General features: G+C 45.0%; 19 protein-coding genes. 9 read left to right on the top strand and 10 right to left on the bottom strand.

The window, feature by feature from the left end; translation table 11 throughout:
- Positions 1 to 24 precede the first annotated feature (24 nt).
- On the bottom strand, positions 25 to 648 hold the full coding sequence (locus AB4185_RS12740; protein ID WP_016787846.1) for a flavin prenyltransferase UbiX: 624 nt from the start codon (positions 646 to 648) through the stop codon (positions 25 to 27).
- A gap of 38 nt (positions 649 to 686) precedes the next feature.
- Positions 687 to 2045 carry a UDP-N-acetylmuramate:L-alanyl-gamma-D-glutamyl-meso-diaminopimelate ligase gene (gene mpl, locus AB4185_RS12735; RefSeq protein ID WP_065584318.1) on the bottom strand — a complete coding sequence of 453 codons (1359 nt, stop codon included), beginning with the start codon at positions 2043 to 2045 and terminating at the stop codon, positions 687 to 689.
- A gap of 270 nt (positions 2046 to 2315) precedes the next feature.
- Here mpl and fbp point away from each other — a divergent pair, with 270 nt between their 5' ends.
- The gene (gene fbp / locus AB4185_RS12730) at positions 2316 to 3326 is read left to right on the top strand and encodes a class 1 fructose-bisphosphatase (protein WP_017058903.1); all 1011 of its coding nucleotides are present in this window, start codon (positions 2316 to 2318) and stop codon (positions 3324 to 3326) included.
- A gap of 88 nt (positions 3327 to 3414) precedes the next feature.
- Here the strand turns inward: fbp and AB4185_RS12725 are convergent, their stop codons facing one another.
- Genes AB4185_RS12725 through AB4185_RS12715 form a run of 3 tightly spaced genes read right to left on the bottom strand, consistent with a single transcriptional unit; the run spans position 3415 to position 9254 of the window.
- The gene (locus AB4185_RS12725; RefSeq protein ID WP_017058902.1) at positions 3415 to 3768 is read right to left on the bottom strand and encodes a gamma-glutamylcyclotransferase; all 354 of its coding nucleotides are present in this window, start codon (positions 3766 to 3768) and stop codon (positions 3415 to 3417) included.
- 18 nt (positions 3769 to 3786) lie between these two features.
- Positions 3787 to 7545, bottom strand: a complete 3759-nt coding sequence (locus tag AB4185_RS12720; RefSeq protein WP_372135517.1) for a translocation/assembly module TamB domain-containing protein — start codon at positions 7543 to 7545, stop codon at positions 3787 to 3789.
- Complete coding sequence (locus AB4185_RS12715; RefSeq protein ID WP_065584316.1) at positions 7542 to 9254, bottom strand: autotransporter assembly complex family protein; 1713 nt, start codon at positions 9252 to 9254, stop codon at positions 7542 to 7544. The genes AB4185_RS12720 and AB4185_RS12715 overlap by 4 nt, the downstream gene beginning before the upstream one ends.
- Before the next feature lie 195 nt (positions 9255 to 9449).
- Between AB4185_RS12715 and msrA the strand changes: the two genes are divergently transcribed.
- The gene (gene msrA / locus AB4185_RS12710) at positions 9450 to 10079 is read left to right on the top strand and encodes a peptide-methionine (S)-S-oxide reductase MsrA (protein ID WP_372135516.1); all 630 of its coding nucleotides are present in this window, start codon (positions 9450 to 9452) and stop codon (positions 10077 to 10079) included.
- A 110-nt stretch (positions 10080 to 10189) separates the two neighbouring features.
- On the opposite strand, the gene AB4185_RS12705 is transcribed toward msrA, so the two are convergent.
- Positions 10190 to 10390: a DUF1107 family protein gene (locus AB4185_RS12705; protein WP_017058898.1), complete on the bottom strand. Its 201-nt coding sequence runs from the start codon at positions 10388 to 10390 to the stop codon at positions 10190 to 10192.
- 253 nt (positions 10391 to 10643) lie between these two features.
- Here AB4185_RS12705 and AB4185_RS12700 point away from each other — a divergent pair, with 253 nt between their 5' ends.
- The 7 genes from AB4185_RS12700 (at position 10644) to AB4185_RS12670 (ending at position 16392) form a co-directional block, all read left to right on the top strand.
- Positions 10644 to 11195, top strand: coding sequence for a YtfJ family protein (locus tag AB4185_RS12700; RefSeq protein ID WP_017063723.1), 552 nt, complete (start codon positions 10644 to 10646; stop codon positions 11193 to 11195).
- Positions 11196 to 11286: 91 nt separating this feature from the next.
- Entirely contained in the window at positions 11287 to 11577 is a 291-nt protein-coding gene (locus AB4185_RS12695) for a DUF2607 family protein (RefSeq protein ID WP_017063722.1), read from the top strand.
- Positions 11578 to 11617: 40 nt separating this feature from the next.
- On the top strand, positions 11618 to 12325 hold the full coding sequence (locus tag AB4185_RS12690) for a DUF2796 domain-containing protein (protein WP_136981963.1): 708 nt from the start codon (positions 11618 to 11620) through the stop codon (positions 12323 to 12325).
- 141 nt (positions 12326 to 12466) lie between these two features.
- Positions 12467 to 13183 carry an ABC transporter ATP-binding protein gene (locus AB4185_RS12685; RefSeq protein ID WP_017058894.1) on the top strand — a complete coding sequence of 239 codons (717 nt, stop codon included), beginning with the start codon at positions 12467 to 12469 and terminating at the stop codon, positions 13181 to 13183.
- A complete protein-coding gene (locus tag AB4185_RS12680) occupies positions 13180 to 14439 on the top strand; it encodes an FtsX-like permease family protein (RefSeq protein WP_017067558.1) in 1260 nt (419 codons plus the stop codon). The genes AB4185_RS12685 and AB4185_RS12680 overlap by 4 nt, the downstream gene beginning before the upstream one ends.
- 14 nt (positions 14440 to 14453) lie before the next feature.
- Positions 14454 to 14969 carry a DUF3299 domain-containing protein gene (locus AB4185_RS12675; protein WP_372135515.1) on the top strand — a complete coding sequence of 172 codons (516 nt, stop codon included), beginning with the start codon at positions 14454 to 14456 and terminating at the stop codon, positions 14967 to 14969.
- A gap of 514 nt (positions 14970 to 15483) precedes the next feature.
- Positions 15484 to 16392: a TIGR03899 family protein gene (locus AB4185_RS12670; protein ID WP_102320277.1), complete on the top strand. Its 909-nt coding sequence runs from the start codon at positions 15484 to 15486 to the stop codon at positions 16390 to 16392.
- Between the two features lie 163 nt (positions 16393 to 16555).
- Here AB4185_RS12670 and cysC read toward each other — a convergent pair whose 3' ends face one another.
- The 4 genes from cysC to cysD all read right to left on the bottom strand — a co-directional run bounded on the left by cysC (position 16556) and on the right by cysD (position 21384).
- Entirely contained in the window at positions 16556 to 17176 is a 621-nt protein-coding gene (gene cysC, locus AB4185_RS12665) for an adenylyl-sulfate kinase (RefSeq protein WP_372135514.1), read from the bottom strand.
- A gap of 24 nt (positions 17177 to 17200) precedes the next feature.
- Positions 17201 to 18925: an SLC13 family permease gene (locus tag AB4185_RS12660; protein WP_017067554.1), complete on the bottom strand. Its 1725-nt coding sequence runs from the start codon at positions 18923 to 18925 to the stop codon at positions 17201 to 17203.
- Positions 18926 to 18990: 65 nt separating this feature from the next.
- Complete coding sequence (gene cysN / locus AB4185_RS12655; RefSeq protein WP_004735272.1) at positions 18991 to 20421, bottom strand: sulfate adenylyltransferase subunit CysN; 1431 nt, start codon at positions 20419 to 20421, stop codon at positions 18991 to 18993.
- A gap of 18 nt (positions 20422 to 20439) precedes the next feature.
- On the bottom strand, positions 20440 to 21384 hold the full coding sequence (cysD, locus tag AB4185_RS12650) for a sulfate adenylyltransferase subunit CysD (protein WP_226088532.1): 945 nt from the start codon (positions 21382 to 21384) through the stop codon (positions 20440 to 20442).
- Positions 21385 to 21695: the final 311 nt, after the last annotated feature.

Here is a 21695-nt window from a genome sequence, read left to right as displayed (position 1 = left end):
TAACAATAAGCTATCAAGTTTGGATCAATTACGTTGATCGTAACCCCAACGTGGCACTAAACCTTGTTCGATACCAAGGTGATCTAGAATACGCGCCACCATAAAGTCGACCAGATCTTCAATTGACTTGGGTTGATGATAAAAACCCGGAGCTGCAGGCATGATCGTTACGCCCATGGTCGAAAGTTTGTGCATGTTCTCGAGATGAAGCGTCGAAAATGGCGTCTCGCGAACCACCAACAACAGCTGTCCTCGCTCTTTCATGACTACGTCTGCTGCTCGCTCAATCAGGTTATCCGACAATCCATGTGCAATCGAAGCCAAGCTTCCCGCGGAACATGGGCAAACGACCATCTGCTTCGGCGCTGCTGAACCAGAGGCAACCGGCGAGAACCAATCATCTTTGCCACACACCACCAGCTTCTCAGGGTCGCAGCCAAGATGTTTAACCAAAGCTTGTTTCGCCGCATCTGGCCCAGCAGGTAACTTAAGTTCATGCTCGGTCGCCAATACCACTCGCGCTGCCGATGAAATCAGCAAGTAGACCTGATAGTCGGCTGCCAAAAGGCATTCAAGTAAACGCAGGCCATAAGGCGCACCAGATGCGCCAGTGAAAGCAAGGGTTATCGCTTTATCGTGTTTTGTCATGTTCTCAATTACTTCAAATTATAAGGTCGTGGATGCCGTTAGCCTTTGAGTGCCAATCCATCCAACAGTTTTTGATGAATGCCACCAAAGCCACCATTACTCATTACCAAAATTTGGTCGCCAGCTTGTGCCTCTGAGACAATTTTAGCAACGAATGCATCCATGTCATCACTCACGTGTGCCGGTTGGTGACAAGCGTCTGCAACATCTTGAACTGACCAATCAATGTTATCCGGTTGGAATAAGTAGGTAGAATCCGCCTGCTTCAACGAATCAGCCAGTATTTCTTTGTGCACACCACGTTTCATGGTGGCAGAACGAGGCTCTAAAACGGCAATGATTTTCTTAGTGTCGACCTTATTACGTAATCCCCCGAGCGTAAGTTCAATCGCCGTTGGATGATGAGCAAAATCGTCATAAACAGACACACCTGCCACCTCGCCTTTAAACTCCAAACGGCGCTTAGTATTAATAAAGGTAGCTAGTGATTCACAAGCAAGGTCAGGTGTCACGCCCACATGACGTGCAGCTGCAATCGCCATCAAAGCATTATTTACGTTGTGGTCGCCCACTAAATCCCAATTTACGGTTCCAACACATTCATTTTGGAAGTAAACCTCAAATTGAGAGCCATCTTTGACCAGTTTCTTGGCATCCCAGTCGCCTTGCTCGCCACTCGATTCAGTTTCACTCCAGCAACCGCGAGCTAGAACATCTTCAATAGCGCTGTCTTGCTTAGGTGAGAAAATGCGACCATTGCTTGGCACAGTACGCACCAAATGATGAAATTGTCGCTTAATCGCTTCAAGATCGTCAAAGATGTCCGCATGATCAAACTCTAGGTTATTCATCACTAAGGTTCTTGGGTGGTAATGAACGAACTTAGATCGTTTATCGAAAAAAGCACTGTCGTATTCGTCGGCTTCTACCACGAAGAACATGCTTTCACCAAGGCGAGCAGAGATACCAAAGTTACCCAACACTCCGCCAACTAAGAAGCCCGGTGCATAGCCACAGTCTTCCAAGATCCAAGCCAACATGCTTGATGTCGTGGTCTTACCGTGCGTTCCCGATACCGCTAACACCCAACGGTCATGCAGTAAGAACTCTTGCAACCACTGAGGACCAGAGGTGTATCTAAGGTTGTTATCCAACACATACTCAACACACGGATTACCGCGGCTCATTGCGTTACCGATAACCACGAGATCTGGCCTTGGTTCTAATTGGCTAGGGTCGAACCCTTCAATAATTTCAATCCCTTGTGATTCCAACAAGGTGCTCATTGGTGGGTAAACATTCGCGTCACTACCCGTAACCTTGTGACCTAATTGACGAGCCAATACCGCAGCACCACCCATGAAGGTGCCACAAATTCCTAAGATATGAATATGCATAAATTGCTTCCAAACGCTTGGCTAAATAAACAGTGCCTAATTAAAACGGCTTGCACTCATTATCATTAAATGGCGATTAAAAGCGAGCGGCAATGCAAAACAAATTGAGTCGACATAGTAAGTGAGATCTGTGTCGCTTAGTTCATTACCATTAAAAAGATCTAACCTTTAGAATTTAGGTAAGCGTCTAGATGAATAAAGCCCACTCAAGAGGCCGAATCTACAGTGCTCAAATCCCCCCTAATATTGAGAGAAGTTTAAGGAAATAACATGTCTGAGATGCGCACCCTTGGTGAGTTCATTGTTGAGAAACAGAGTGACTTCCCCCATGCAAGCGGTGATCTATCATCCCTTTTGTCGTCTATTCGACTTGCTGCAAAAATTGTTAACCGTGAGATCAACAAGGCTGGCCTAGTCGACATCACTGGCGCTGTTGGTACAGACAACGTGCAAGGTGAAGAGCAGCAAAAGCTAGACCTTTACGCGAACGACAAATTTAAAGCGGCTCTAGAAGCCCGTGACCAAGTTTGTGGTGTTGCAAGTGAAGAAGAAGACGAAGCTGTCGCCTTCAATAAAGAGCTCAACAAAAACGCAAAATACGTTGTACTGATGGATCCACTTGATGGCTCTTCAAACATCGATGTGAATGTATCGGTTGGTACAATTTTCTCTATCTACCGTCGAGTATCACCGATCGGTACTCCACCAACACAAGAAGATTTCCTACAGCCAGGTCACAAACAGGTAGCTGCCGGCTACGTAATTTACGGTTCTTCAACCATGCTGGTTTACACAACTGGTGCTGGCGTAAATGGTTTCACCTACGATCCATCTCTGGGTACTTTCTGTCTATCTCATGAAAACATGATGATTCCAGACGAAGGCAAGATCTACTCGATCAACGAAGGTAACTACATCCGCTTCCCAACCGGTGTTAAGAAGTACATCAAGTACTGCCAAGAAAATGAGCCAAGCGACAACCGCCCTTACACATCACGTTACATCGGTTCTCTAGTATCAGATTTCCACCGTAACCTTTTGAAAGGCGGCATCTACTTGTACCCAAGCACGCAAAGTCACCCTCAAGGTAAACTGCGTCTGCTTTACGAGTGCAACCCAATTGCTTTCCTTATGGAACAAGCGGGCGGCATCGCTTCAGACGGTGCTCAACGTATCATGGATATCAAACCAACTGAGCTGCACCAACGTGTACCTTTCTTTGTTGGCTCAACAAACATGGTTCGCAAAGTAGAAGAGTTTCTTGAGCTGAACCGAGACTAAACCCTCGTTCATTTCTCAAAATAGCATCATTAAAAAAGCCAGCATTCACATGCTGGCTTTTTGTTTGGTAACTCAGAAGATATAGCGACTAAGCGTTGTTCCGCTTACACCAGTTACCCGAAAGTATTTCTTTATTAGCTGTTAGATCAAGCTGATACAAATATACCCATGCTAATCCAAATATAGTCTCTATTTGCTCACGACGATACTCAACAGGAACATCTTCTAGCCGATCGAGCGACTCTAAAATTTCGTCGTTAATGATATAGACCTCACCAGCGACACTTTTCTTTCCCAAAATCATCGCCGGATAGGCACCTAAATCAAAAAGTGCGTATTCCTTAGGTGTATCAAACTGCCCTAATAAATCGCAGCCCTGCAAATAATGGTGATTGGACTGACCTTGCCTCAAGGTTCCATAGACAAAAACAAGATGCTGCATATGCCCTCCCATACGGCTCTACTCGAACTCAAATTGATAGAGAAGATCCACAGCACTGTCTAGGCCAGAAACAGCTTCAACATAGAGATCCTGCATCAATCTATAACGAACGGTAAACTCACCTAACGAGTTAAAGATACCCACACCATACTTCACCTGTAAGCCAGGCAGGATGTAACCACTTACCGTCACTTGAGAGTCATCGCCAGAGCCTGCAGTATCCAGTTGCAAGTCCTTTACACCAAAGGCTTCACCGATTTCACCAACAACCTTACCACTCTTCGCTAAACTCAAACCGATTAAAGTCGTTGTCATCGAACCGCTCGACTCACCGTCGATATCTTGGCCACGCAAAATATAAGACAGTGCGTTCGCTTGTGGCATCGCTGGGTCAGAATAAATCTCGATGGTAGGCTCTGTCGCAGGGCCAGTCACTCGAATACCAGCGGTCACGTCATCCTGAGTATTATCAGGATTACGAATCGCGTTGATGGCTACGTATGGCTGATCCGGTGGTCCATTCATTAGGATCTTACCCTCTTCGATCAAGAGGTCTTGCCCGAATGATTGATAAGTACCATCGACGATGTTCACTTCACCTGTAATAAATGGACCTTGGTCTTTTTGAGCCACGTTGAGCTTACCGACCAAATCACCTTCAAGACCGAAGGCAGACAGTTTAAAGTCATCACCAATGGAGATATTAATGTTGGTCATCACATTGAATGGAATCGTATCTTCGTTTTCTGGCTCTAGATCTTTATTCAAAATAACCTGATCAGAAGAGACGCCAACCGCTGACGGTGGTAAATCTTCAACAACAATTCGTCCCCATGGTAATGCAATATCACCGGTGATTTTCGCCAGATCTGGTGTGACATCAATAGTCATATCAGGTACGACCTTCACCTTAACCATCGGTGGGATATCAACCATCAACTCATCAGCGAAAACTCTAACGTTCGAATGCCATGCTTTAAGATCTTGCCAATCTCCGGTTCCCTCAATATCAAGGTGACCATCAGGTGTTTCGACATTCGCATCCAGTTTTGCACTATAACCATCAAAGTCGAGGTCGATGCGGCCATCTTTCACATCAACAGGCGTAACATCGCCTTTGACTTGAATACCATCAACAGAGAATTGACCAAAGACTTGAGGGTGCATCAGAGAGCCTTTAACTTGAAGATCACTCTCAAGGTCGGCTTTCAATAAGCTGTATTCACCTAGAATTGGTTGTAAGAAATCAAGATGGAACGTGGTCAGCTTAATTGCCGCATCGACCATTTTGTCTTCGGCAAGAATATCCGGTAACGACACCGTGCCAGACAGGTCACCATTGTCGGAAACATCCAACTTAAAATCGGCATCCAGTTTGTTGTCTTTCAGTTGGGCATTCAATGCAACGCTTTCCCAACCCAGTGTGATTGGCTCACCCACTTGTTGAACAACCTGACCTTTCGGCATATCAACGCTTACCGTGACTTCAGGCTCATCTTGTTCAGACCACTTTGCATGAGCAGTCGCATTGACTAAGCCCTGTAATTGCGTCTCTTTAGGCACAAAGGCTTTAATCTGCTCGAAATCGAATTGATTGATGGCTACCTTGGCCTCACCCGATTTTCCGACACGAACGTCTTCATCCAAACACACGCTCGAACCCGATTGTTTCCAACAGTGCGCTTGAACATCGGCAAACTGTTTATCAACATCCGCATTTATCGCGACAGGTTGATCTAACACCCAAGGACCTTGCTGAGTGGTGATTTTGACTCTGTCTAACGATCCATACCAAATAAGAGAAGGCTTTTGAATCAACTCTCCGGAAATAGCTAAGCTTGTAGACACGATGTCGGATATCACATCAAGTGTCACTGTGTGTTTCTTCTCACCACCACTCACCGTGAGATCAATGCTTTTTACGCTCTGATCTTGATAGGTTAGGTTGTTAGCTTTTAATTCAAGATCAGCTTGAGCTTCAGGCAATGGCAGAGGAACCACAGAACCATTAAGCGACAAGGATTCTAGTGTTGCTTCGTTATTCCAATCTACCTTATCCACATTTAGAGCGAGATCGACTTCAGGCTTTTTCGTTGGACCACTGAGCTGGATGTTACCAATCACTTTACCTTTCAAATCAGGGACGCTTTTTACAAGCTCAGGGAAGTGAATCTCAACACCCATGTCCCATTTCTTATCAAGCTCACCCTGAGCCTTAATCGAGTTAACACCGTGAGCTAAGCTCAAACCACTGGTTTTCAGTTTTGGTTCACCGCTCGCGCTGCGATCCGACGCTGACAACTGACCTTCGATATCCAGAGGGTATTCTCGCAAGATCCCTTCAATATCCAATTTAGGCAGTTCAATCGCCCAGCCGCCCGCTTCCGTCAACTCACCTGAGGTGACGATGTTTCCACTAATGTTGCCCTCAGCTTCTGGCCACTGCAGACCCGGTTGAATATCTTTGAGTGTCACGTCAGCTTGCCAGTTAACGAGACTCTTCCAGTTCGCTTTAACGACACCGTTAAGCTCACCGCCTAGCGTGTTGAGCTTTAGACGCTCGAGATCAATTTGTTCCGTGGTGCCTTTGCCTTGCAGGTCTATTGTTAAGGCCGGAATTTCCTTACCATCCGCTTCGCCTTTGAGCTGCACATTAAAACCATCTAATGAGCCATCGGCTTTGAATCTCTCAATTGCAGCTTGGTAGTCACTTTTACCAGTAAGAGGCCATTGCGCTTTACCTCCCTCCAAAAGAAGGTCAAATGGCAGAGTTGGCTCTAAGGGTTGAATATCCCCAGACAGTTTTGCCTCAATCAATTCAGAAAACTGAGACTCTAGGCTTAATTTGGCCACGCTACCTTGTGCTTTCAGCGATAGCTTCTGACCAGCGAGGTCGGTTTCTTTCACCAAAGCATCTAAAGAAAGATCTAACGGATAGCCACCTTTAAGCTCAACCTTAGCCGCAAGGTTAGCGCTTGCTTGTGGCATATCGAGCTCTAGAGTAGAAACATCTACCGTATGTTTACCTGCTCGAGCTTCTAGCCCAAGATGGTTCACCACAATTGGGGTTTCTTGTTCTAAGGTGAAACGGTTGAGGTCAAAACGCTCCAGTACAACCTGTAAAGGAATCCAGACTTCAGGCAGCTCGATCGCAGTTTTAGCGGTTGATTCTGGCTCTACTGTTTCTGTTTGCGGTTCTTCTGTCGACTCAGCAAGCTTAACCTTCAGATCATTGAATAAGGTTGGCGATACCGTCAGCGTTTCTCCCTGCATACTCAAAGCCGTAGAGAACAGGCTCCATTCAATTTCATGTCCCAAGATATTTAACTTGATATCAGACAAAGCGATACGGTTGATCACAATTGGCAACGGTGTTTTTACCGATGTTACGGGCGGAGTAGGTTCTGTTTCTTCTGTAGAGGCCGGAGGCAGTTCAGTAAATGCGAAGTCCAATCCTTGAATCGCTAAACGATCGACACACAACTTAGGGTCGAGCAGACAGCGAGGATTAATCGCCAAGTTCAGCTTTTGAACCTTGGTGTCTATATGCAGGCTCTCATCTTTAAACTGAACATTATTAAGCGTAAAGCTCGGGAACAGAGCCCCTTTAGTGCTTTCCACTTTAAGCTGTGGCAACGCTTTTTCAGCGCCCCACAACACAGTGTTCAACCCTGGATTGGTGAACAAAACAAAACCTAGCAAGGCTATCAACAACAGCAAAATAGACGTCAATGAGATCGACGTCCACTTGATGCACTTGCCCATCACTTTGATCATAATTCTGGCCCTAAACTAAAGTGTAACTGGAACTCATCACCTTTTGCTGCATCTAGACCCCAAGCAAAATCTAAGCTCACAGGGCCGACGGGCGACGCCCAACGAACCCCGACGCCGGTACCATGTTTCCATTCAGGTTTATCATTGAAGGCATCACCAATGTCGTAGAATGCTGCGCCCCACCAGTTTCCAACCAAGCGGTATTGGTATTCAAACGAGCTGGTTGCAATGAATTTGGCACCCGTTAGTGCGCCACTTTCATCTCGAGGAGAGATCGACTCATAACCATAACCACGAATGCTATTGTCACCACCAGCAAAGAATCTTAGGGAGGGAGATAGCTTATCAAACTCGTCGGCAAAGTTGCCGCCAAATTGAAGTCGAGTTAAGCCTCGGTGATTGTCGCCAATGCTTCGAATCCAAGCGGTTTGACCTTGAAAACGAACAACCTTAGTTTCAGATAACAAGGTATCATCACCCGCTTCAACCATAATGGTTTGTTTATCGCCCCACATCGGCATCGAACCGCCTCGCGTTCGAGTGCGTGAGAAAGAGATACCCGGCAGCACAAATTGCGCTAAATCATCCTGCAAACCTTGCTCATAGTTTTCGACCAAGTATCGAATGAAGACCGTGCGTTGCCAACCGTTATCCAGTCGCCAATATCTTTCTAGCGCTAAGTTTGACTCCAAACTCTTGGTATCACGATTATCCAAGTTTTTCATACCGTACTTAACTTGATAGTAGTCGTTCAGCACGTCATCCAGAGGGATTTTATAGGTAGCGGTAATCGTCTGTTCAGGTTTAGAAATCGACAGGCTGCTATTGAAGCTATGGCCTTGTTCATTAACCCAAGGTTTTTTCCACTTCAGAGTGCCTTTTACGCCAAGGTCGGTGGATACACCGATACCCGTTTCGATTTGGTTACGAGCTTGCGGAGCAAGGCTAACCTTCATCGGGATCTCTCGGCCTTCGCCTAACTGGCTTAAATCTGGTTCAACAAATACCGAGGAGAACCAATCCGTATTGGACAGGTTTTGGTTGTACTCACCGACTTTGGTGATTGAGTAAGGTTCGCCATCCTCAAATGGTTTAAGTGACTGCACCTTATCTTCTTCTATCTGGCTACCAGTAACCTGAGTAGTACCAAAGTGATAGCGGATACCACTGTTATAATGAAGACGAACATAAGCGCGGTTCAATTCAGGAGCGACTTCTAGCTTACTAAGATCATAAGCACCATCGAAGTAGCCTTTCGCTAAGCCAAGGTTGCGGATCGACGATTTCAAAGAGTCATAATTACCATGATTCAGAGTCGAACCTTTAGACAAGCTACTCTTCGCTATCAAGGCTAAAAAGTCTGGGTCATCCTTGGCTTCACCAGTTAGAACGATATCTGAAGTATAAATAACAACAGGCTCTCCCGGCTCAACCGTAACGGTCATTTCGGTATCATCTTCGGAGTGAGTAAATGTGATTTTAGGGTGGTAGTAGCCTAACGCATTCAGGGCTTCTTTAATCATAGATTCCAAGCGGGATTGGAATCTTAGTGAAACCGAATACTCTTCTTCAGGGATCGCACTCAGATAAGCATCAACATTATCCTCAAGCGCTCCATCTAGCCCTTTGATTTCAAGGGAAACGTCAGCGAAAGCGAGCGTCGATGACAATAGAGTGCCAATCAGAACTGGTAAAGTTTTTCTTATCATGTTTAATTGGTGAAGAAGTTATCAATACGTTAATAAGTGAAAAGAAATAATACCGCTAAATAGGCATTGAGTCTGTAATAAATCCTGGAATAACACGGTCTAATTTAAAGACTTATTCAATATTGACCAACAGTTAATATGAACCCACGTTAAATAAAAGCCAGCGCGGTAAACGTATGCGAAAAGGAATATAACATGCTAAACAAACAACAACTGGTTTCTGCAGCAACCGCACTACCGGGAAATGCTGACCCAATTCGAATCACTGAGCGCCATTTCGTCAATCAAACCGACCTGCTCGATGCACCCACGGGCTCTCAACAAGAAGTCCTGTTTGGTATGGGGTGCTTCTGGGGAGCTGAGCGTTTGTTTTGGCAATTGGATGGCGTTATTTCAACATCCGTTGGTTACGCTGGCGGATACACAGTTAATCCCACTTATGAACAAGTATGTACTGGGCAAACCGGCCATACCGAGGTCGTTCGTGTCATATTTGATAGTGAACAAACCTCTCTAGCTCGAATACTTGAAACCTTTTGGGAGCGTCATGACCCAACTCAAGGGATGCGCCAAGGCAACGATTTAGGGACTCAGTACCGTTCTGCGATTTACACCTTCAGTGAACAGCAACAATCTATCGCTGAGCACTCTAAACGTGAATATCAACGAGCAATGACTGAATCTTTAGGCAACGAGATCACGACGGAAGTTCTGCCTGCTGGAAAATATTTTTTTGCAGAAACCTACCACCAGCAATACCTAGCTAAAAATCCGAATGGGTATTGCGGGTTGGGTGGAACAGGTGTGTGCTTCCCTCCACAATAAAGTGCCGTTCGACATACCATCGTGAACGACACGCATTAAAAAAGGGCTTCCATCAGGAAGCCCTTTTCATTGTTAATCTATTCGGTGCAAGACAAATCGATAAAGCTCAGTTACACCGGCAACGCTGCAATGGTGCCGTTAACTTCTTTAAAAATAGTGAGCTTTTGTTTGTCTGAAACTTCAGGAAGTAGCACCTTGCCTTGGTCGAAGCGAAACTCTCCAACACCTTCAATAGCAAATTGGCCTTTGAACAGGACTTTAACGAAACGCGCCACCTGACGTGGACGGTAAGTAGAAAATTTTCTTAACATAATACAACCTCAATTCCATTTGAGTACTACAGTCACATACCTGAACAGCGTCGCTGTTCAAAGCACATTTAATCGCTAATTCCTTTAGCAAACAGCAAGATAATCTATTGTTCATCTTGATATTGATGCATTATACCTTTTGGTAACAAGCCTGCAACTTCTTTCTACGTCGTACGATAAAAAAGTTAAAGAGGCATTTTTCAAATTTCATATTATACTTCCTGTGCAAACCAATAAGCGGAACAAAAATATAATGAAAAACAAAACTCTACTGGCTTTTCTAGCCGCAGCCTCTCCACTCTTCGCCAATGCTCACAACCTATCAGTAGGCGCTACCCTGCCTGCCGTCGATGTGAGTAACTATGGTGAGATTGTTCTAAACGACGGAAATACTGGATATCAAGCTTGGGCAACCAATGATCTTCTAGGTAAAGTTCGCGTCGTTCAAGCTATCGCTGGCCGCAGCAGCTCTAAAGAGCTCAACGCACCACTGATGGCAGCCATTACCGCATCGAAATTCTCAGAAGACAGCTACCAAACCACCACTATCATCAACCAAGATGATGCGATTTGGGGTACTGGGTCTTTTGTTAAGTCCTCTGCCGAAAGCAGCAAAGAAGAATTTCCATGGTCTTCTATGGTCCTAGATGAAGACGGCGCCGTTGCGTCAACATGGGCTCTAAAAGAAGAAAGCTCAGCGATTATCGTTCAAGACAAGCAAGGTAAAATCTTGTTTGTAAAAGAAGGTGCATTAAACGAATCAGAAGTCACTCAAGTCATTGAGTTGATTAAAGCGAGCCTTTAATAAGATATTCGCGTCTTTTTCGAGACCTAACCAAAGGATATTGTTATATTATAACAGTATCCTTTTTTTAATTCTGTGGTTAATCATCCTGATGTGGCAAAACACACCCAACAATGTGAAACGCAAAACAGGCTTCTTGCTTGGGCTTATGCTCATGTTAAGCGTGTTAGCCGCAACACACATTGTGGATATCGCACCAGAGCACCACACTTCACACCATTGTGAGCTGTTTTCGCTTAATCAGTTCATCACAGCGCACTCACTACCACAGATTCCAGAGTTCCATTCGGAATTTACTGTCGCTATTACAGAGTCAGTAACTTCACTACAGCGGCTATATTTCGCTTATTTGGCACGCTCACCTCCTGTAAATATCGCTTAATTACCACTACTTTTTAATTAACCTTTATTCAGGAAAAAACATGAAACCTACTTTTTTAGCCGTTGTTATCGGCATGACTGTCTCTACAAATGCTCTAGCTAACGAAGAATTCCGCTCTCATGATGCACACGTACATGGCCAAGTTGAAGTAAACATCGCGCAAGATGGGCAAGAATTGCTTGTTGAAGTAACAGCTCCAGGCGCAGATGTGGTTGGGTTTGAACATGCTCCAAAAACTGCAGAACAGAAGAAAGTGTTTGAACAGGCTATCGCACAATTAAACAAGCCAGAAGAGCTGTTTAGTTTTAACAATGCGAGTTGTACTCTGAAGTTCAAGTCAGTAGCAAACACCTTAGAAGGCGGTCATGACGACCATGAAGGCCATGACCATGCGGAACACGGTTATGGCGACCACAAAGACCATGATCACGCTGAACACGATCATGACGACCACAAAGACCATGACCACGCTGAACACGATCATGATGACCACAAAGACCATGACCACGCTGAGCACGATCATGATGACCACGAAGGTCACGACCACCACGATCACTCAGAAGGTGGCCACGGTGAGTTCACTGTTGAGTACCACTATGAATGTTCAGATGTTGCTAAGCTAGACACAGTTAGCACTCAGTGGTTCTCTAAGTTCAGCAACACTGAAAAAATGACGGTGAACCTACTAACAGACACAGCTCAAGTACAAGAAGTGCTTAACGCAGAGCGTATTAGTTTCCGATTCTAATCACTCCTAGATCGGATTAAACGTAAAATAAACAGCCAGGTAAGTCATCGCTTACTTGGCTGTTCAAATCGGTGTGTTCCTGGGAATTTATGTTTCAAATTACTGTCCAGTAGATACACCGCTTTAATTATTGGAGCTAGCATGTCTTCTGACAGTTCATCACTTGTGGTCAAACTCGAAAATATCAGCTTTCGTTGGAAGCCTGAATTACCACCAACGCTAGAGATCCCCTCTCTTCACATCCAAGCCCAAGAGCACCTTTTTATTAAAGGGCCAAGTGGTTGTGGAAAATCAACTTTGTTAGGGCTACTGACCGGAATCAACCAAGCTGAGCAAGGAGAAGTCTCTATCCTTGATCAAGACCTCACTCAGCTTACACCTCGTCAAAGAGATAAATTCAGAGCCGATCATATTGGTTATATTTTCCAACAATTTAACCTGCTTCCTTATCTATCAGTTATCGATAACGTGACGCTTCCTTGCCAGTTTTCACAGATTCGTAAACAGCAAGTCGCTGAAAGCCAGAAAAGCTTACAAGAGACGGCTCGAGAGTTGTTACTCCGATTAAAGCTACCTCAAGCTTTAATGGACAAGCCCGTTACCGAGTTGAGCATCGGTCAACAACAACGTGTTGCTGCCGCTCGTGCTTTGATCGGCCAACCCAAAATCATTATTGCCGACGAGCCAACCTCGGCTTTGGATCATGACAACCGAGAAGCTTTTATCGAACTGTTGTTAGAACAAGCCAACCAGGCAGGTTCCACTCTTATCTTTGTTAGCCATGATCCAACACTAGAAAAGTTGTTCACTCGAACCATAGATTTAAAAACCGTTAACCAAGCTAAGGTTGTCGTATGAAAGTAATTACTCACTTAGCCTTAAAAAGCGTACTCAACCGTAAAGCCACAGCCATTCTAACTATTCTCACTGTGGCTGTATCCGTCATTCTATTACTCGGTGTGGAACGTGTAAGAACCGAAGCTAAGAGCAGCTTCGCCAATACGATTTCAGGTACTGACCTTATCGTCGGTGGCCGCTCTGGTCAGGTAAACCTGCTGCTTTATTCCGTATTTAGAATCGGTAATGCGACCAACAACATCGACTGGAAAAGCTATGAAGAATTTAGCCAGCACAACGCAGTAAAGTGGGCGATACCAATATCATTGGGCGATTCACACAAAGGCTTCCGTGTGATGGGTACAAATCATAGTTACTTTGAAAACTATCGCTATGGAAGTAAGCAATTACTTACTTTCCAACAAGGTAAAGAGTTTAATCAGCTATTTGACGTAGTGATTGGTGCCGACGTCGCGAAGAAGCTAGATTACAAAATAGGTGATCAAATCATTCTTGCGCACGGTATCAGTGATGTTGCGTTTAGCCGTCACGATAATCTGCCCTTCAAGATTGTGGGAATACTCGCGCCAACAGGAACACCAGTAGACAAAACCGTACACGTATCGCTAGAGGCAATCGAAGCAATTCATGTTGGCTGGGAATCAGGTGCCAACCTCGGGCACACACCGAATGCTGAAGCGCTAAAGCAACGTGACTTCCAACCGAAGCAGATTACCGCGATGATGGTTGGCCTTAAATCGAAGATCCAAACCTTCGCACTGCAACGAGAAATCAATAACTACCGCCAAGAACCTTTAAGCGCCATTATGCCGGGCATTGCGCTTCACGAATTGTGGGGAATGATGGCTGTAGCAGAACAAGCACTACTGATTGTTTCAGGGTTTGTTGTCGTCGCCGGTTTATTGGGCATGCTCAGTAGCCTACTCACTAGCTTGCAAGAAAGGCGCCGAGAGATGGCCATCCTACGTGCGATGGGCGCAAGACCTCGTCATGTGTTTGGTTTACTGATCAGTGAAGCCAGTGCGCTAACCTTCCTTGGCATTACATTAGGTGTTGCCGTGTTGTTTGCCCTGATCGCAGTGGTTGCTCCTATTGTGCAACAAAGTTATGGTATCAACATATCGATATCCGCAATCACACCGCATGAGTGGAAACTGCTTATGCTGGTACAAGTTGCTGGAATCATTATCGGCTTTATTCCCGCTTTCAGGGCTTACCGCCAGTCATTGTCTGATGGCATGACGATTCGAATCTAAAATAGGAACCTACGATGCAACGCAAATTCCTACTGATACTTGGGCTACTTCTGTTCCCATTTACCAGTACAGCTCACGCTGAAACCACTCAGAATGACGAATCGGTATTAACACTTGAATGGATTGATTTGATTCCAGAATCAGAACGTGCTCAGCTAGATTCATTTGGTATGCCGATGGTTGACCACAATAGTATGGACAAACCTCAACAATCGACACTTGGTGCTGTTCGCCCAGAGCTGAATGGCAGCACAGTGAAGATTCCTGGCTTTGTGATTCCATTGGAAGGTGATGAGAATATGATCACTGAGTTTCTGCTGGTACCGTACTTTGGCGCATGTATCCACGTGCCACCGCCGCCACCGAACCAAATCATCTACGTGAAGTTCCCGAAAGGTGCACCAATACAGCAGTTATGGGATGTGATCTATTTGGTCGGAACGCTGAAAACTGAGTCAATCAGCCATGATTTAGCGCAAACCGGTTATCTTATTGAAGGTACTGCGATTGAAGAGTATGACGACATGTAGTCATTAGAAGGGTGGCTCAAGGATGAGCTGCCGTCACTGAACGAGTGTGATCATTCAATAACAGTTTAATAACGATAATTTTCTTCTGAATTACGCGATGTAATTAGATAAGTAAGCTAGAACAGCGACATAAATCGCGAGTAATAACCCTATACTAAGCTGTTTCTTCAGCTTGTTATCATTGACTTGATTCATAACTCCTCCTTGAGAATTACAACAAATTTAACATTTTATTATCATTAACAAAAGTAAAATTTTGTTGAAACCTTCAACTATGCTCGCAAAATCTAGCCACCAATAAGATAAAGAGTTACATTTTAGACAGTTATACCAATCACAATAAGTAAGTGTTCAGAAATAGCGTAGGAAAAAGCCTTGAGAACAAGGCGGAGCTTTTTGATAAGTGGTTATTCTACAATCAAAAGTTCTAACGCAGTTATCAAGCGTTTTAACAAGCTAGGCTGAGCAATTATTTACTACGATTGGTTTTGAGTCGTCTCCTAACGGTACTCTTATGTCAAAAACCAAACAGCCAGTGATCATTGAGCATGCTAGCGACACACAGCATAAGCATGAGAAAAAGCCTCATATTGCCGACAGTGCCAGCAGAATGCTGCACATCGCACAAAGCTTCGGCCTCGATTTCTTAATTAGTCATAGTGCCAAGCCAAAGGATAAAGCTGAGAGTACGCTTATCGAACGGGCACTATTGCGAGAGAAAAAACGTAGAGAGCTTCGCCAAAAGAACCTAGAACAGATTCTAAAGTTGGCGCACTCTTCATGTAAGGATGAAGCGGCTGGAGACCCGGATCAGGACTGGTTATACCGTTTCTTCGACATGGCACAAGAGATCCACAATACATCGATGCAGAGGCTATGGGCTCAAGTACTGAAACGAGAAGTCACCAACCCAGGCTCGACGTCGATGAAGGCACTGCAAATCTTAAAAGACATGACACCAAAAGAAGCGTTAACCCTACAAAGGGCAGCATCACTGGGTTGTAGCTTTGGTAGCGATAACAGCAGAAAGCTCTTACTCGGCTTTAAATCTCATGCTGGGCTATTCAACTTTGGCAAAAGGGACACCACCAACACCATCAACCTTGGTGGGCACAACCTGCCCTACTCCAGCTTGCTCCACTTGATAGAGCTCGGGATTATTCTGGGCACAGAATTAGAATCCGGAGAGATTGATTTCGATCCAGCCCTGCACCTAACCTATCAAGGTAAGAGCATGTCACTGGCACCATTATCAAAAGGCGTGAAGCTGGTTTACTACCGATTCAGCCCTACAGGCAATGAGCTTTGTACCTTGCTCGGTAACAAGCCAAACACGCAGTATTACGATCAACTGATTGCACTATTGAGCCAGAAATTCACAGTACAGACAGAAGTGAAAAGCAGCGTAAATTACACCGTCTAGACACTCGACGGAGCTAAAATAGACGGTGTAAAAAGTGAAGTATAGAGAGGAATAAAGAGAATCTATAGGATAGGTTTCTTGTCTCGGTAAACTAAGGCTGCACTATTTATCGGTCGTGAATAAACAGATAAACAGCTGAGTAGCCTTAGCCATACCAACGATCTCAGTTGGCTAAGATATTTCGCTTCTCCAACGCATCAATACACAGTTCGACCAATTCATCGAGTGTCTTCTCACCTGCAGGTAGATCAATCTCAGGGTTCTGAGGCGCTTCGTACACTGAACTAATACCTGTAAAGTTCGGGATCTCTCCGGCACGTGCTTTCTTATACAGACCTTTAGGGTCACGCTGTTCGCAAACCTCTAATGGAGTATTGACGAACACCTCAAGAAACTCACCTTCCGGCAATAAACCTCTCACGAGTTGCCTTTCAGCTTGATGCGGAGAAATAAAGGCTGACAACACGATCAAGCCTGCATCTGCCATCAATTTAGCAAGCTCACCAATACGACGGATGTTCTCTCGACGATCTTGCTCAGAGAAGCCAAGGTCACTACATAATCCATGACGCACATTGTCGCCATCCAATAAATAAGTATGGTAACCAAGCTGTGCCAAGCGATTTTCTAATGCTCCAGCGACTGTCGATTTACCAGAACCAGACAACCCCGTGAACCAGAGCACGGCTGGCTTTTGTGATTTCAGATCCGCGCGAAATGTTTTATCAATCGAGTGTTGATGCCACACAACATTCTCATCTTTGGGTTTGAGTACTGCGGTCATAATTAGTCCTTTAAATAAACAGCATTAAAATGGGAAAAAATAAGGAATTAGGGTCAGCACCAAGCCCGAATATACAATCGAGATTGGAATGCCGATACGCAGATAATCCGTTAAATGGTAATTACCTACGCTATAAACAAGTAAGTTGGTTTGGTAGCCGTATGGAGAGATAAAACTGGCACTGGCACCAAACAGTACCGCCATGATGAACGGCATAGGGTCAACGCCATAACCTACTGCCATACTGTAGCCAATCGGAAATGAGAGTGCTGCAGCCGCATTATTGGTCACCAGCTCTGTCAAAACCAAAGTCATAAAGTAGGTAGCAACTAACGCACCGAATACGCCCCAGCCATTAAACGCCTCCATAAACATCAGCCCCATCCGCTCAGATAAACCCGATGAAATCATCAGTTGAGCAATAGAAAGTGCAGAGCCCACGATCACCACAATATCGACTGGGAAACGGCGGCGGAGCTCACCCAGTTGCACCACGCCAAATGCCACCAGCAACAGTAGAAAACCAGCTAAGCCTTTGATAATAGGTACTGCATCGATAAGGGCTAAACCAATCACGCTAGCAAAGCCGAGCAACACGAACGTCGATTTGTCGGCATCAAGCTTGGCACTCGAATCTAAGTCATTCATCAACACAAACTCTTTGTTGTGTTGTTGGCGCTGTTCTTCAAAGCGTTTACCTGGAACCAAAATCAAGGTATCACCAGCGGTCAATGTGATATTCCCTAGCCCACCTTCTAGGCGTTCATGGCCACGACGAATAGCAACCACAACCGCATCGAAACGATCTCTAAATTGGCTGGTTTTCAGGGTTTTGTTACAGAAGCTTGCCGACGAACTCACCACCACTTCAACAAAGCTCTGGCCATTCAAATGATGCTGACCAAACAGGGTTAAACCTTGGATTTCTTGCAGTGTTGCAACACTCTCTACATCACCACAAAACAGCAATCGGTCGCGAGCTTGAAGAATAAAATCAGGGTCAATCGACGCGGTGGTTTTACCGTCTCGAATCACTTCGGCTAAGAACAGTTTTCTAAGAGCTCTAAGATTATTTTCACTGACGCTACGGCCAACTAATGGAGAACCTGGCTCAACTCGCGCCTCGAGAAAGTAAGGCAGATCATCTTGAGAACCATCATCGTAGCTGGGTAAAAAATAGCTAAGAGGAATAAGGATCAATACCCCACCGACCAAAACTGCTAAACCGATCAAGGTAGGTGTGAAAAAGTTTAAGCTCGGTAAACCTGCATCTTCAACAAAACTATTGATGATCAAATTGGTAGAGGTGCCGATCAATGTCAGGGTGCCACCTAAGATGGCAGCGTATGACAAAGGGATAAGTAACTTAGACGGCGCGTGCTGTTGATTACGTTTGATCGCCCCGATCAAAGAAACAACCACCGCGGTGTTATTAGTAAAAGAAGAAAGTAACGCTGTAGAAATACCCAACTTCGCAACCACGGTACCTAGCCTACCTTCAGAGATATTGCGGCTAACCCAGCTGATTAAGCGAGTTTTCTCCAACGCACTTGATGCGAGGATCAGAAGAATTAAAGTCAGTAACGAGGAGTTAGTGAAGTTATTAGCCAAGCTCGACAAGTCGATCATGCCAGCCATAAAAGCAATAAACGCCGCGCCAGCAAAGATAAAGCTTGGCTTAATACGGGTAACGAGCAGGCAAGTAATAATGCCGAGCAAAATCGCTAATACAAATCCTTGTTGCCACATATACCCGTCCTTTATGGCGGAAACGATCGGTTTCCGCCTGATTCAATAAGCTGTTACTTGGTCGTTTATGACTTCAGTAGTTGGCTTAGATCTTTGGCATCCCAATGAGGGAAATGTTTGCGAACCAATGCGTTGAACTCAAGTTCAAATGCAGAGAAGTTACCGACTTGCTGTTCAACAGAGTCCAAACGGTCTCGAATCAAACCCGCGCCAACCGTCACGTTGGTTAGTCGGTCGATAACGATGAAGCCACCGGTATCGGCACTTTCACGGTATTTATCCAGCGCGACAGTCTCGTTCAATGACCATTCACACAAACCAATACCATTCAATGGCAACTCATCGACAGCGTGAGTCGATAGGTTGTTGATGTCGTATTGGTGACGAACCGTTTCAACCTGACCAACGGTTTTCTTGCCTGCGATCTTGATGTCGTAAGCTTTGCCCGGTTGCAATGGTTGCTCTGTCATCCATACGATGTCAGCCAATACATGGTTAGTTGATTCAATTTGAGCATTTTCCAGCACAATCAAATCACCACGGCTGATATCGATTTCATCTTCAAGAGTCAGCGTTACTGCCAAACCCGCTTGCGCCGATTCAAGTTCGCCATCAAAGGTCACAATACTTGCCACCTTAGACGTTTTACCTGATGGCAGCGCCTTGATTTCATCACCCACACTGACACGGCCAGAGGCAACGGTGCCTGCAAAACCACGGAAGTCTAAGTTAGGACGGTTTACGTACTGAACAGGGAATCGGAATTCACCTGCAGAACGTTTTTGGTCAATATCGACGTTCTCCAACACTTCTAATAGAGACGGACCTTCGAACCATGCAAGTTCTTTGCTTGGCGCTGCAACGTTAATGCCTTCAAGCGCGGAAACAGGCAGAATTTGAATATTAGTTTCGCCTTCTAGGTTTTCAGCAAACTCTAGATATTGATCGCGAATCTCCTCAAAACGATCTTGCGAGTACTCCACCAGATCCATCTTATTGACTGCGACGATGAAATGCTTCAAACCAAGTAGGTTAGAAATAAACGAGTGACGACGGGTTTGATCCAGAACGCCCTTACGAGCATCAATCAAGATCACAGCCAGATCACACGTTGAAGCGCCTGTTGCCATGTTGCGCGTATACTGCTCATGCCCAGGAGTATCAGCAATAATGAACTTACGTTTTTGAGTCGAGAAGTAGCGGTAAGCCACATCGATCGTGATCCCTTGCTCACGCTCAGCCTGCAGACCATCAACAAGCAGTGCCAAATCAGGTTTCTCACCTGTCGTTCCCACTCGTTGGCTATCCGAGTGAACCGCCGCTAGCTGATCTTCATAAATCTGTTTTGTATCATGGAGTAAGCGACCGATTAGCGTACTTTTACCGTCATCTACCGAGCCACAAGTTAAAAATCTAAGCATAGATTTATGCTGATGCTGACTTAGATAACCTTCAATCCCTAGTTCAGCCAATTCGGCTTCTACTGCACTATTCATTTTTCTTTCCTTAGATTCTTAGAAATAACCTTGGCGCTTTTTCAGCTCCATAGAGCCCGACTGATCATGGTCAATCGCTCGACCTTGACGCTCACTAGACGTCGCCACCAGCATCTCTTCAATAATGCCCGTTAGCGTATTCGCCTCAGATTCAACCGCTCCGGTTAATGGGTAACAGCCTAAAGTACGAAAACGAACGCTTTTCTCTTCAATCACTTCACCTTCTTGCAGCTCCATACGGTCATCATCAACCATGATCAGCATGCCATCACGCTCAACTACAGGGCGTTTGTCTGAAAGGTAAAGTGGAACAATATCGATGCTCTCTAGATAGATGTATTGCCAGATATCGAGCTCAGTCCAATTAGATAGCGGGAAGACACGAATGCTTTCGCCCTTATTAACCTGACCGTTGTAGGTGTGCCAAAGCTCTGGACGCTGGTTTTTTGGATCCCACGTATGGTTCTTATCACGGAAAGAATAAACACGTTCTTTCGCACGAGATTTTTCTTCATCACGACGCGCACCACCAAAAGCCGCATCGAACCCATACTTGTTTAACGCCTGCTTAAGGCCCTGTGTTTTCATGATGTCAGTGTGCTTCGAAGAACCATGTACAAATGGGCTACAACCCATCTCAATACCTTCTGGGTTCTTATGTACTAAAAGGTCGAAGCCGTACTTTTTAGCCGTACGATCACGAAACTCAATCATCTCGCGGAATTTCCAATCCGTATCTACATGCAATAGCGGGAATGGAATCTTGCCTGGATAAAACGCTTTGCGAGCTAAATGAAGCATCACAGAAGAATCTTTTCCGATGGAGTACATCATCACTGGGTTATCAAACTCAGCCGCCACTTCACGGATAATATGAATACTTTCCGCTTCGAGCTGTTTTAGGTGGGTTAAACGTTCTTGGTCCATTTCAGTGCTTCCTTTAAGGCTCGCGTTACGAGCAATTCATTACTTGGTCTTGCCAAGCATGGGATTTAACTCATCCACTTGAGTGAATGGGAGTATTGGCACTAGAAGAAAACAGAAGCTTCGTGTTGAGCTATCCTTGCTATTCGTCTGCCTGATACGTCCTTGATATAGGCATTATGACGAGCCTCTCATATTACTGGAAATTCTAAAATTTCATTTTTTATTCGAAAAGCTGATAAGGGATTGAATTTATCGATAAGCAGGTGAAATGAATGGACTAATATTATCGATATCAGTTGCGCATCGATTGAGCAGCTTTGGGAGGCGTCTTGCAGAACACCATAAAG

This window comes from Vibrio sp. 10N.286.48.F5 (assembly GCF_041469785.1).
Lineage (GTDB): Bacteria > Pseudomonadota > Gammaproteobacteria > Enterobacterales > Vibrionaceae > Vibrio > Vibrio crassostreae_C.
Note: the sequence above shows the minus strand (reverse complement) of the source record. Positions and strands in the feature narration are given on the sequence as shown.